Raw genomic sequence first — 12,736 nt, forward strand, 5'->3', positions numbered from 1 at the left:
CCGACCCTATCGAGCGCTGGCCGGCGGCAGCGCCGGTCACCTCAGGTCGTCGGAGACCGACGTCGCGCTCCATACCGCACCGGACGGCTGCAGGAAGTACGGCGGCTGCATGCCGTGCTGGAACCGCGCGTCGTAGACGTAGTTCTTGATGTACCCGGTCACCGCGATGCCGTTGCTGGTGGTGGCCACCGTGCCACGGAACTGCTGGGCGATGGCGCCGAAGACGTTGAGCTTCGTCGCGGCGTTCGTCGACAGCACCGGGCCGAGCCGGTAGTTCTGGGTGATGAAGCTGTCGTCCACGGCCAGGATCGCCGCGCTGATGTTGCTGATCGGCGTCGGCAGCAGGTTGCGGTAGCCGTACTGCTGCACCGGCAGCTGCGACTGCATGGTCGTCTGCGCCGAGCAGCCGCTCTGCCCGTTGGTGGTGCAGGCCGCGACCGGGTGCCACACCCAGACGAAGTGACCGGGGATGAGGCCGAGCACGTCGTCGCTCGAGCTGGTGGTGTCGCTGTAGGTGATGTCGCCGACGACCACGATGTCCTGGGCCGCGGCCAGTGTGGTGGCGCCGTTCAGCTCGCCGCTCACGAAGGCGTTGCCGGAGTCGCACTTGTACGTCGGCCCGATGAAGTCCGCCGACGCGAGCGAGAAGTTGTCGACGCCGGTGCCGACGTACTCCGTGCCGGCGTACGGCGACTTGAAGCCGTTCAGCTGCGAACCACCCGCGTTGCCGCAGCTCCCCGAGAGCGTGTCGACGTAGATGACCGGCGGGATGGCCAGGCCGGTCTGCGGGGCGGTCTTGTCGGCGGCGTTCACGTTGTAGCAGCGCAGCGGCACGGTCGAGCCCTTGGTGTTCGGGCTGTACACGGTCATGGTGCTGCCGGTGAACGTGATGCGGGTGGCACCGGTGTAGACGCAGCCCTGCTGGCTGTACGCCGGGTTCGTCGGGTCGGCGATGTCCTTCAGCGAGGTGTTGTCGGCCGGGATCTGCAGCACCGGCGCGTAGTACGGCTTGTTGCCGCTGGGCGCCGGGCTGTTGCGGTACAGCGTGGTGGCGCTCGGCGGCGTGCGGCCGGTGATCGAGCGCGCCGCGTTCCAGCTGGTCTCGGTCTGCGCGTTGGCGAAGGTCGCCACGCCGTTCATCAGGATCGAGTCGTTGGTGTGGATCGGGCCGTTGATGACGTCGCCACCGCCGAAGCCGATGTCGGTGCAGGCGCCGTTGCCCGAATCGGGCCGGCCCTTGTACCAGTACTGGGCGCAGGTGCTGCGACGCGCGTCACCGTTGCCGGTGAACAGCAACGGGTCGAGCGTCTCGAAGTTGGTGTGGTAGATGTAGTTGAGGAACCCGTTGGGGGCGAGCGACGCAGTGAGCGTGCGCGACTGCGACCCCTTGGTGCCGGTGGACCGCAGGCGCACCACGCCCTGGCTGGCGACGTCGCTGCCGTTGCTCAGCACCTGGTACTTGTACGTCGTGGTCTGGGTGTCGGCGCCCGGCACCTTGATACCCGCGTAGTTCCCGAGCCGGCCGTTGGGCAGCGCCTGGTTCGTCGCGTCGACGTTGCCCAGGCGCCAGTAGCCCGGCGTCGTGTTCAGGCGGGAGACGTAGTCGTCGATGCCGGCCTGCGCGGCGGCCAGCGCGGTGACGCCGTCCTGGCCGTTGCGGCTCGGCTTCAGGTTCTGCAGCGTGAAGCTCAGGGTGGCGAGCAGGAACAGCGTGAGCATCAGCATGCTGCCCATGACGCTGAGCAGGGCGATGCCCTCGTCGTCGCGCCCGGTGCCTGCCACGCGCCGGCGCAGCTCGATCAGCACACCACGTCGCATCGTCGTCCTCGTCTCCGTCGAACCGCTCGATCTGGTCGAACCCGTCGAACCCGTCATCGCGTCAGCCCTGGCCCTGCAGCGCCGTCGCGCGGTTGATCAGCACCACGTCGCGCGTCGTCGTCGCCGCGCCGACCCGCGTGTTCGCGGCGTCCTGCACCTGCATGGCGATGCGCACGTCGGCCACCTGGTTCTCCTGGGTGGCGCTGAGCACCGAGCCGAGCGCCCCGGCCTCGGCCGTGCTCGGCACGACGACCGTCGAGGTGACGCCGTCGGCCTTGAGGCACGGGTCGGTCCCCGACGTCACGCCGCAGTAGCTGAACAGCGTCGAGGTGGTCGGGTTGTAGCGGCCGGGCGAGAGGCAGGTGCCGGCCATCGCGCGCACCGAGGTGTCGCTCGGGTACGTCGGGGCGGCGGGCGTGCCGCCGGCCGCCACCATCGTCCGGCGCAGGCAACCGCCCGTCGGGTCGATCCAGTAGCGCACCTTCGTCGGCGCGGGCATGACCTTGGTGGTCTCGTTGTAGGCGCCTCGGGCGCTGAAGAAGATGATCTCGCGCGGGCCGGCGGAGGTGATCGCGTTCGTCACCGCGTCGGGCGGCGAGGCCACCCGCAGGTCGCGGGTCAGCGCCTCCATGGTGATGCGCAGGCTCGCGCTGGCGTTCGTCTTGGCCACCGCGGTCTGCTGCTGCCTCAGCGTGGTCACCACGACCGTGCCGGTGAGCGCCATGATCATGCTGGTGATGAGCATGCTCACCAGCAGCTCCGTGAGCGACGTGCCGCGGTCGTCGGCCGAACTGGGGCGGAGGGCGCGGTGGGTGCCGGGTCGGGTCATCACGGCACCGTCACGGTCGGGATCGAGCTGTCGGTCGCCTTGAGGTCCTTGGTCTGCGACCCCGACGGGTTGACCGGCACCGTGGTCGCCGTCTGCAGGGTCCACTTCCCGTCCGGGAGGGCGAAGACCTTGGTCTGGTTGGCCGTCATGGTGCCCAGTGCGATGACCTCGCCCGAGGTGCAGCGCCCTCCCAGGGCGGCCAGCTCGACGGCGTGCGCCGCGTAGACCGAGCCGGCGCTCTGCTTGGTGACCTTGACCGTCGCCAGCGGCAGCGCGGCGTTGGTGACGTCGGCGCCCCCCACGAGCACGTTCACCGACGAGGTCGGCTGCGCGTCGGTGCAGCTGCCGGGCCAGAACTTGTAGTTGGCCGGGAACAGGCCGGCGGTGCTGCGCACCGTGTTCGGCGGCGGGGTCGGCCCGGCGTTGCCGGTGAAGCAGAGCGCGCCGCCGACGATCGTGCAGTCGCGGTAGACGCGGTACTGCGTGCCCGACCAGCGGTCGGTGTTGTACATCGTCATGGGCAGCAGGGCCGGCACGGTCGCGGTCGCGTCCTGCGCGCCGCTCAGCGACACGGCCAGCGCGGCCGCCTTCTCGTAGGTGATCGTCGTCGACGTCGTCTGGCCGCCGACGATGCCGAACTCGCCGCTGGAGGCGATGCTGTTGCCGTCCACGTCGACGTACCCGCCGGTGGTCACGGTCGCCCGGTAGTTGCCGGCGGTGCGGCCGGCGAAGACCACGCAGCCGTCGTCGTCCGTCGTGCTGGTGCCGACCACGGGACCGGTGGGGCTCGGCGCGAGGGTCACCGGCAGGCCGGGCTGGCCCTTGCCGTCGGAGCCGAGCACCTTCACCGCGACGGCGCCGCCGGTCAGGGCGTCGTTGCCGTAGGTGAGGGCCCGCAGGGTGTCGCTGCGCATGGTGCGGGTGCGGCCGTCCTGCAGCCACGAGATGGTCACCGCGACCCGCTTGTAGGCGGGGGCGCCGCCGCCGGCGCAGGTGGCGCCGCCGGCCGCGGGCACGTAGGCCGCGTCCTGCACGACGTTGTACTGCGTGCCGTCGACGAACTGGTTGCCGATCACGGTGCGGCCGTCCGGGATGTCGTCGGCCGACTGGTTGCGCACGGCCTCCATCACGTTGCCGGCCACCTCCGACGCCGCGGTGCGCTGCGTGTTGCCGCGCGCGGCGTCCAGCGTGTTCGTCAGCAGGCCGGCGACGCTCACGGCGGTCACGGCGAGCACCAGCAGCGCGACGACCGCCTCCATGAGGCTGAAGCCGTCGTCCTCGCGGACGTCAGGTGGCAGCAGCACGTCTTCCTCCAGGGACTGCGCGCGGGTGCTGGTGCACCTGCGCTCCGACCGGTCATCGGCTCGGTGCCCCCTCGGCTTGAACCGCCCTCACCCGGGAAGCGCAGCGGGGCCCCGTCCGACCGGACGGGGCCCCGCTGGTGGCGCGTCGTCAGGCGACGTCGGCTGCCGCGCAGTCACCGCTGCCGAGCCCGCTGCGAGCCGAGTACTTCCAGACCTGCGTCGAGCCGGCGGTGTTCTGCAGCGCCAGGCACCAGTGCGCCGAGTCCACCACGTTCGTGGTCTTCACCGTCACGCTGTTGCTGGCCTTGCCGACGTCGTTCGTGCCGACCAGGTACCGCCCGGCGGCCACCGTCACCGTCGGCGCCGCGGCACCGTCGATCCAGTAGGTGGCCAGCTCCTTGCCCAGCTTCGACACGTCGGCCTTCGTCGCCGTGTCCTGCGCCTTGGCGCGCTGCGACAGGAACACCGGGATGGCCACCGCGGCGAGGATGCCGATGATGATCATGACGACGAGGAGCTCGATGAGCGTGAAGCCCTCGTCGCCCTGGCGACGGCGAATGCTGGTGATCACGGCGGTCCTCCGGTCGGTGACGGGTCGGTGCGGAGCAGGTCGGGTGGTGCGTCGGTCAGGGAGCGGTCGGGCTGGTGCAGGTGCCGGCCTCGAGGCCGTTCTGCGCCGAGTACTCGTAGTCCTTCTGCGAGCCGTTCGGGTTCGTCAGGCCGACGCACCAGGCCTTCTGCGTCATGCCGGTGCTGACGATCTGCGCGGACACGACGCCCTTGGAGACCTTGCCGGCGTCCGTGCCGTTCACGACGTAGCGGCCGGCGGTGATGGCGATGGTGGGGACGCCGGTGCCGTCGACGAAGTAGGTGGCGATCTCCTTGCCGAGCGTGGAGACGTCGGCCTTCGTCGCGGTGTCCTGCGCCTTGGCGCGCTGCGACAGGAAGACCGGGATCGCGATGGCCGCGAGGATGCCGATGATGATCATGACGACCAGGAGCTCGATGAGGGTGAAGCCACCCTCACGCTCCTCCTGGGCCTTGCGGATGCGGGCCAGCACGGGCTTCTCCTGACGGGAACTGTTGCGGGGCGGGTGGTGCGGGGCGGGACGGACGAAGGGCGGGCACCGCGTGTGCGGTGCCCGCCCTCGGGGTGAGCTGTCGCTCAGTGCGTCACGGAGCGGTCGGGCTGGTGCAGTTGCCCGACTCGAGGCCGTTCTGCGCCGAGTACTTGTAGTCCTTGGTGGCGCCGTTCGGGTTGGTGAGGCCGACGCACCAGGCGGCGGAGGTCATGCCGGTGGGGCTGATCTGCTTGGCGACGACGCCGTTCGACACCTTGCCGGCGTCCGTGCCGTTGACCACGTAGCGGCCGGCGGTCAGGGCGATGGTCGGGGTGGCGGTGCCGTCGACGAAGTAGGTGGCGATCTCCTTGCCGAGCGTGGAGACGTCGGCCTTCGTCGCGGTGTCCTGCGCCTTGGCGCGCTGCGACAGGAAGACCGGGATGGCGATCGCGGCCAGGATGCCGATGATGATCATGACGACCAGGAGCTCGATGAGGGTGAAGCCGCCCTCGTTCTCCTCCTGGGCCTTGCGGATGCGAGCGAGCATCTGCTGCTCTCCTTCAAGTTCTTGAGCCGACCTTGTGTTCCCGCATCCGGTGTCGGGTCGGTGGCTCGCTGACAGATAGTGTTTCGGTGGCTGGGGCCAGGACTTGAGCCCCGGATCCGGGAACTTTTCCCCGTTCGGCGCAGCGCCGGCCGCAACGCGCACGAGGGGTGACGGGCCGGGTGGCCCGTCACCCCTCGTGGGTGCCGGCAGGTGCTGCGGAGCGCTACTTGATGAGGTCGAACACCTTGAAGATGGGCATGTAGAGGGCGATGATCATCGACCCGATGATGCCGCCGAGCACCGCGATCATGAGCGGTTCGATGAGGCTGGTGAGGGCCTCGGTCGTCGCCTCGACCTCCTGGTCGTAGAAGTCCGAGATCTTGTGCAGCATGGTGTCCATGGCGCCGGTGTCCTCACCGACGGCGAGCATCTGCACCACCATCGGCGGGAACACCGAGTGCTCGGTGAGCGGCTGGCTCAGCGAGTCGCCGCGGCGCACGCTCTCCTGGACGTCGCGAGAGGCCTTGACCAGCACCATGTTGCCGCTGGTCTCGCCGACGATGTCGAGGGCCTGCAGGATCGGCACGCCGGAGCGCAGCATCGTGCCGAGGTTGCGGGTGTAGCGGCTCAGGGCGACCTTGCTGAACAGCGTGCCGAAGACCGGCATCTTGAGCTTCAGCGGGTCGACGAACATGCGCACGCCGTCCTTGTGCTTGATGCGCTGCCACAGGATGCTGAAGACGATCAGGGCCACGATGCCGACCGGCGCACCGACCTTCGCCACCGAGCTCAGCAGCACCAGCACCTTGGTGGGTGCCGGCAGCTCGCCGCCGAGGTCGGTGAACATCTTGGCGAAGATCGGCACGATGAACAGCAGCATGCCGATGACGGCCACGATCGCGATGCAGAACACCACGGTCGGGTAGGTCATGGCCGACTTGATCTTGCCGCGCAGCTTGACCTCGGCCTCGTAGTTGGCGGCGATCTGCAGCAGCACGGTGTCGAGGAAGCCGCCGACCTCGCCGGCCCGGCACATGTTGATCATGAGCGGCGGGAAGATCTTCGGGAGCTTGGCCATGGCCGACGACAGCGAGGTGCCGCCCTCGACGTCCGCCCGGATCGAGGCCAGGGCCTCGCGCAGCGGCTTGTTCTCCGTCTGGTCGGCGAGGATCGTCAGCGCGCGCAGCAGCGACAGACCGGAGTTGATCATCGTCGCGAACTGGCGGGCCATGACCGCCAGGTCCTTGAGCTTCACCGGGTTCCCCAGGGTGGGGAGGGTGATCTCCTTGTTCATGCCGGAGTTCGTCTTGGTGATGCTGACCGGGGCGTAGCCCATGGTCTTGAGCTTCTGCACGACCTGGCCCTGGTTCTCGGCCTCGAGCGTGCCCTTGACGAGCTTGCCGGCCCGGTCGCGGACGGCGTACTCGAACGTGAGTGTCGACATGGCGCGTTCCCTAGATCCGGCCGAGCAGGCGGTTGAAGTCCTCGACGTGGTGGCACTTCTCCAGGCCGTGCTCGTACGTGATCTGGTTGGTGCGCACGAGCTCGGCCAGGTGCTGGTCGAGGGTGTGCATGCCGTGCTTCGCGCCGGCCTGCATCGAGCTGTAGATCTGGTGGGTCTTGCCCTCGCGGATGAGGTTGCGGATGGCGGGGGTCGCCACCATCACCTCGGTCGCGACGACGCGGCCGCGGCCGTCCCGGGTCTTGCACAGCGTCTGGCAGACGACGCCCTGGATGGCGCCGGCGAGCTGCACCCGCACCTGCTGCTGCTGCTCCGAGGGGAAGACGTCGATGACGCGGTCGATGGTCTGCGCGGCGTCCTGCGTGTGCAGGGTGGCGAAGACGAGGTGGCCGGTCTCGGCGGCGGTGAGGGCGACCCCGATGGTCTCGAGGTCGCGCATCTCGCCGACCAGGATGATGTCGGGGTCCTGCCGCAGCGCGTGCTTCAGCGCGTTCGAGAAGGACTTGGTGTCCTCGCCGACCTCGCGCTGGTTGACCAGGCAGCCCTTGTGCCGGTGCAGGAACTCGATGGGGTCCTCGACGGTCATGATGTGCTCGTGCCGGGTGCGGTTGGCCAGGTCGATGATGCCCGCGAGGGTGGTCGACTTGCCCGAGCCGGTCGGGCCGGTGACGAGCACCATGCCGCGCGGAAGCCCGGCGAAGTTGCTGACGGACGGCGGCACGCCGAGGTCCTCGAGACCCTTGATCTCGTACGGGATGAGGCGGAAGGCGGCGCCGAGCGCCTCGCGCTGGCGGTACACGTTCACGCGGAAGCGCGCGCGGCCGGGCACCGAGTAGGCGAAGTCCAGCTCGAGCTCGTTCTCGAACCGCTCGCGCTGCTTCTGCGAGAGCATCGCGTAGATCGAGCGCTGCAGCACCGGCGGCGTCATGACCTCGTGCTCGCCGAGCGGCCGCAACTCGCCCTTCGTGCGCACCATGGGCGGGGCGCCGGAGGTGAGGTGCAGGTCGGAGGCGCCGGTCGCGATCATGTCGATCAGCAGCTCGTTGATCGGCACGTCCTGCTCGCTCGACTGCTCCGTCGACGCGCGCTTGTAGGCCGAGGAGGCGACCTGCGGGGCCATCATCGCCACGGTCGGCGCCGCCGGCAGCGGACCCGTCGTCAACGGCACGTGGGACTCCTCGACGCCCTTGAACGCGAACTGCTCCGGGACGTACGGCTGCCCGATGGTGCTCACGGCACTCCCCTCAGGACGGACGCAGGCGGCGTCCGGCACGGTTGCTTCAGCAGGTCATCGGCCTGCCTGCGGACGATCTTGAGAGCGGACCCGCGCAGTCGTCAGGCGACGACGCGCAGGACCTCCTCGATGCTGGTGACGCCCTCGAGCACCTTGAGCCAGCCGTCCTGGCGCAGCGTCGACATGCCCTCCTCGCGCGCGGTGGCGCCGATGACGGCGGCCGAGGCGCGGTCGACGGTGTGCCGCTCGATCTGCTCCCCCACGCTCATCACCTCGTGCAGCGCGACCCGGCCCTTGTAGCCGGTGCGCGAGCACGACGAGCAGCCGACCGGCCGGTACAGCTGCGGCAGCGAGTCGAGCGGGTCGAACGGGAACCCCACGCGCAGCAGGTCCTGCGCGTCCGGCACGTAGGCCTCCTTGCACCGCGAGCACAGCTTGCGGGTGAGCCGCTGCGCCAGCACGCAGTCCAGCGCCGAGCCGACCAGGAAGGGCTCGATGCCCATCTCGGTCAGCCGGGTGATCGCGGACGGCGCGTCGTTCGTGTGCAGCGTCGACAGCACCAGGTGACCGGTCAGCGACGCCTCGACGGCGATCTGCGCGGTCTCGTGGTCGCGGATCTCGCCGAGCAGCACGATGTCGGGGTCGGAGCGCAGGATCGAGCGCAGCGCGGCCGCGAAGGTCAGGCCCGCCTTCACGTTCACCTGCACCTGGTTGATGCCCGGCAACCGGTACTCGACCGGGTCCTCGACGGTGATGACGTTGACCTCGGGCTTGTTGACGATGTTCAGCGTGGCGTAGAGCGTCGTCGACTTGCCCGACCCGGTGGGCCCGGTCACCAGGATCATGCCGTAGGGCTTCACCCAGCTCTTCGAGAACCGCTCGTAGTTCGCGGCGCTGAAGCCGAGGTCGGCCAGGTCGAGGCTCGCGGTCGAGTTGTCGAGGATGCGCATGACGACCTTCTCGCCCCACACCGTCGGCAGCGTGGCCACGCGCAGGTCGATCTTGCGGCCGTTCGCGTTCACCGACAGCCGGCCGTCCTGCGGGACGCGCCGCTCGGCGATGTCGATGTCGGCCATGATCTTCAGCCGCGAGATGACGCCGGACTGGATCGCGCGGGGCGAGCGCATGACCTCGTGCAGGACGCCGTCGATGCGGTACCGCACGCGCAGGTCGTGCTCGCTGGGCTCGAGGTGGATGTCGGAGGCGCGGTCCTGGATCGCCTGCATGATCAGCAGGTTCACGTACTTGACGATCGGCGCGTCGTCGACGATCTCCTTGACCTTGCTGAGCTCCTCCTCCTCGGCGGCGTCACCGCCGAGGGCGGTGGTGAGGTCGTCGAGGTCGGCGTCCGCCCGGTAGTACCGGTCGATGGCCGCCAGCAGGTCGCCGCGGGTGGCCACCACGGGCCGCACGTCGAGCCCGGTCATCTGCCGGAAGTCGTCGAGCGCGAAGACGTTGCCCGGATCGGCCATCGCGACCAGCAGCTTGCCGTCGTCGCCGTAGCCGATGGGCATGGCGGTGTGCCGGCGCACGACCGCGCCGGGGACGCGGGCGGTCGCCGAGGCGTCGACCTGCACCTCCTGCAGGTCGACGAACGGCAGGCCGATCTGCTGGGCGAGGGCCGCCACGAGCTGCGCCTCGGTGATGACGCCGTGCTCGACGAGCACGCGGCCGAGGCTGCGGCCCTGTCGCTGGTGCTCTTCGTACGCAGCGTCCAGCTGCCGCTCGTCGACGAGCCCGTCGGCGAGCAGGATGTCGACGAGCTGCATTCGCGCACCCTCCGGCGTTGGTCGGACGACTCCGGTGTGCCTATCGGCCGTCCCGGGCCGAGCCTTGAGGAGGCAACGACCCCGCGGTCAGCCGTCGAGGGCGCGCCGGCCCGCGACCCGCATCGCGGTGAGCACGTCGCCCGTCACCTCGCGGCCGGTCATGGCCGCGACCTGCCGGCCGGCCTGGTGCAGCAGCATCGCGAAGCCGTCGACGACCGTGCCCCCCGCCTGCTGCCACGCGCCCGCCGGGGTGGTCGGCCACGGGTCGTAGACGACGTCGAGCAGCACCCCGCCGAGCGGTCCGGCGGCACGCACCAGGTCGGCGGTCGCCGCGGCGGCGGCGGCCGGCACGGTGCTCACCGCGACCCGGGCCGTGCCGAGCAGCGCCGGCGCCTCGGCCGACGTCACGACCCGTGCGCGGCCACCCAGGGCCTGCGCCACGGCGGCCGCCGTGCCCGCTCGCGCGGGGTCGCGGACGGCGAGCACCGGGGCGCGATCACCGAGGCCCACGAGCGCGGCGACCGCCGAGGCCGCCGTCGCACCGCCGCCGAGCACCACCGACTCCCCCGGCGCCAGCGCCGTCACCCCGCCCTCGGCCAGCGCCGCGACGACCCCGTGGACGTCGGTGTTCGAGCCGGTCCGGCGTCCGGGCGACAGCACCACGGTGTTCACCGACCCGGTCACCCGCGCCGGCTCGTCCACCGCGTCGAGCAGCGGCTGCACCAGGCGCTTCAGCGGCATCGTGAGCGACAGGCCGGCCCACTCGTCGTCGAGCCCGGTGACGAACGCGTGCAGGGCCGCGGCGTCGGCGACCTCCAGCGCCTCGTACCGCCAGCCGGTCAGGCCGAGCGCGTCGTACGCCGCCCGGTGCAGGATCGGCGACAGGGAGTGCCCGACGGGGCTGCCGAGGACCGCCGCCCTCACTTGCTCGGGTGCGCCTTGATCCAGTCGCGCAGCTGCTGCACGTAGCCGAGGTGCTGCTGGTACGACGTCGTGAACTTCGTCTCGCCGGTGTCGAGGTTCACCACGGTGAAGTACGTCCACGGCCCCGGCGTCGGGTCGAGCACCGCCTTGATGGCCGCCTCGCCGGGGTTGCCGATCGGGCCGACCGGCAGCCCGGCGCGCGCGTACGTGTTGTAGAGGTTCTTGGTGTCGGCCCGCTCGGCGGCGGTGGTGAAGACGCCGCCGCGTCCGGTGCCGTAGCTGACCGTCGAGTCGAACTGCAGCTTGCCCCCGTTCTGCAGGTCGTTCGCCAGCCGCCGCTCGATGACCGTGGCGATCTTGCCGAAGTCCCGCTCCGACCCGCCCTCGGCCTGCACGATGCTCGCCTTGGTGAGCAGGGTCTGGCGCTCGTCCTCGGGCACGTCGAGGTCGTCGAGCACCTTGGTGGTGCGGGCGACGAGCATCTTCAGCTGCTCGGTGGCGGTGGCGTCGGGCGCCAGCTCGTAGGTGTCGGGGAACAGCCACCCCTCGGCCTTGCCCTTCGCCGCGGCCGGCAGGCCGATCGCCTCCGGGTCCTTCAGCGCCTTCGTGTAGTCGGACGACGGCAGGCCGGTCGCCTTCGCCAGCGCCGCCACGACCTGCGTCTGCCGCAGGCCCTCGCGCAGCGTCACCCGTCCGCGAGCCGCTCGCGACGACGGGTCGAGCAGCAGCGACACCGCGGCCGCACCGCTCATCTGCTTGCGCAGGGTGTACTCGCCGGGCTGGATCTTCTGCGAGGCGGGCTCGTCGGCGGCCGCCTCGACGAACGCCTTCGACGTCTTCACCACGCCTGCGTCGTGCAGCGTCTCGCCGATCCGCGTCGCGCTGGCGCCCTCCGCGACGGTCACGGTGACCGATCCGCTGCCCGACCCGGCGTAGTCGTCGCTCGCGGTGAGCTTGTCGTAGATCGGTTTCAGCACGGTGATCGCGCCGAACAGCGCGCCGGCGACCACCACGACCGCGACGAGCATGACGACCGTGCGGCGACCGCGGCGCTGCTTGCGTCGGCGCGCCCGGTCGCGGTCGTGGCGCTGGTCGCGACGGCTGAGCGGAGGCTCGGCCACGGGGGCCGGGGCGGCGTACGGCCCGCCCGGGCCCTCGACCGGGTGGTCGCCGGGCAGCATGGCGGCCAGGTCGTCGCGGTCAGCCATCGCGGTCGCTGCCTCCGGAGGCGGGACGGGTGTCGGGTGCGGCCGGCGCGGGGTCGTGCTCGGCCCGGCGGGAGCCTACCTGCTGCGTCGCCGGACGGTCCGCACCCTGCACGGCGGCCGGCGTCCCCGGCGGCCGGCCGGTCGAGCGCTCCTGGTCGAGGCCCTGCTGCAGCAGCACGACGGCCGCCGCCTGGTCGACCACCGCGCGCTGACGGCGTCCCTTCACCCCGGACGAGCGCAGCGCGGCGTGCGCCGACACCGTCGACAGCCGCTCGTCGACCATGCGCACCGGCACGTCGAGCAGCCCGGCGAGGCGCTCGGCGTACGCCCGGGCGGTGGCCGCCGCCGGGCCCTCGCGCCCGTTCAGCGACCTGGGCAGCCCCACGAGCACCTCGATCGCCGCGCGCTCGCGCACCTCGTCGGCGATGCGGCGCAGGTCGGCCTCGCCGACCGTGTCGCGGGCGAGCGTCTCGACCGGCGTCGCCAGCAGCCCGGACGGGTCGCTGGCGGCCAGACCGACGCGCACCGACCCGACGTCGACGCCCAGCCGCACGCCGTGCCTCATGCCGGGCACCGCCGG

At 70.9% G+C, this 12,736-nt stretch carries 12 protein-coding genes; all 12 read right to left on the reverse strand.

The features are described from left to right. Positions 1-36: 36 nt before the first annotated feature. The 12 genes from ACYVI6_RS02425 to ruvX all read right to left on the reverse strand — a co-directional run bounded on the left by ACYVI6_RS02425 (position 37) and on the right by ruvX (position 12,721). Positions 37-1,818, reverse strand: a complete 1,782-nt coding sequence (locus ACYVI6_RS02425) for a hypothetical protein (protein ID WP_460444842.1) — start codon at positions 1,816-1,818, stop codon at positions 37-39. Positions 1,819-1,879: 61 nt separating this feature from the next. Then, on the reverse strand, positions 1,880-2,647 hold the full coding sequence (locus tag ACYVI6_RS02430) for a PulJ/GspJ family protein (protein WP_460444843.1): 768 nt from the start codon (positions 2,645-2,647) through the stop codon (positions 1,880-1,882). After that, the gene (locus ACYVI6_RS02435) at positions 2,647-3,951 is read right to left on the reverse strand and encodes a carboxypeptidase-like regulatory domain-containing protein (RefSeq protein ID WP_460444844.1); all 1,305 of its coding nucleotides are present in this window, start codon (positions 3,949-3,951) and stop codon (positions 2,647-2,649) included. Before ACYVI6_RS02435 ends, ACYVI6_RS02430 begins: the two co-directional genes overlap by 1 nt. 148 nt (positions 3,952-4,099) lie before the next feature. Continuing rightward, a complete protein-coding gene (locus ACYVI6_RS02440; protein ID WP_460444845.1) occupies positions 4,100-4,522 on the reverse strand; it encodes a type IV pilin protein in 423 nt (140 codons plus the stop codon). A 55-nt stretch (positions 4,523-4,577) separates the two neighbouring features. Continuing rightward, the gene (locus ACYVI6_RS02445; protein WP_284287175.1) at positions 4,578-5,012 is read right to left on the reverse strand and encodes a type II secretion system protein; all 435 of its coding nucleotides are present in this window, start codon (positions 5,010-5,012) and stop codon (positions 4,578-4,580) included. Positions 5,013-5,124: 112 nt separating this feature from the next. Then, positions 5,125-5,559: a type II secretion system protein gene (locus ACYVI6_RS02450; protein ID WP_284287176.1), complete on the reverse strand. Its 435-nt coding sequence runs from the start codon at positions 5,557-5,559 to the stop codon at positions 5,125-5,127. A 223-nt stretch (positions 5,560-5,782) separates the two neighbouring features. Then, positions 5,783-7,003 carry a type II secretion system F family protein gene (locus tag ACYVI6_RS02455; protein WP_460444846.1) on the reverse strand — a complete coding sequence of 407 codons (1,221 nt, stop codon included), beginning with the start codon at positions 7,001-7,003 and terminating at the stop codon, positions 5,783-5,785. Positions 7,004-7,013: 10 nt separating this feature from the next. Next, positions 7,014-8,255 carry a type IV pilus twitching motility protein PilT gene (locus ACYVI6_RS02460; RefSeq protein ID WP_460444847.1) on the reverse strand — a complete coding sequence of 414 codons (1,242 nt, stop codon included), beginning with the start codon at positions 8,253-8,255 and terminating at the stop codon, positions 7,014-7,016. A 101-nt stretch (positions 8,256-8,356) separates the two neighbouring features. After that, positions 8,357-10,024 (reverse strand): GspE/PulE family protein, encoded by a 1,668-nt coding sequence (locus ACYVI6_RS02465; protein ID WP_460444848.1) that lies wholly within the window; start codon positions 10,022-10,024, stop codon positions 8,357-8,359. Positions 10,025-10,111: 87 nt separating this feature from the next. Continuing rightward, a complete protein-coding gene (locus ACYVI6_RS02470) occupies positions 10,112-10,948 on the reverse strand; it encodes a shikimate dehydrogenase (protein ID WP_460444849.1) in 837 nt (278 codons plus the stop codon). After that, complete coding sequence (gene mltG, locus ACYVI6_RS02475) at positions 10,945-12,156, reverse strand: endolytic transglycosylase MltG (protein WP_460444850.1); 1,212 nt, start codon at positions 12,154-12,156, stop codon at positions 10,945-10,947. Before mltG ends, ACYVI6_RS02470 begins: the two co-directional genes overlap by 4 nt. Continuing rightward, positions 12,149-12,721, reverse strand: a complete 573-nt coding sequence (gene ruvX, locus ACYVI6_RS02480) for a Holliday junction resolvase RuvX (protein WP_284290927.1) — start codon at positions 12,719-12,721, stop codon at positions 12,149-12,151. Before ruvX ends, mltG begins: the two co-directional genes overlap by 8 nt. Positions 12,722-12,736: the final 15 nt, after the last annotated feature.

This window comes from Angustibacter aerolatus, assembly GCF_054776675.1.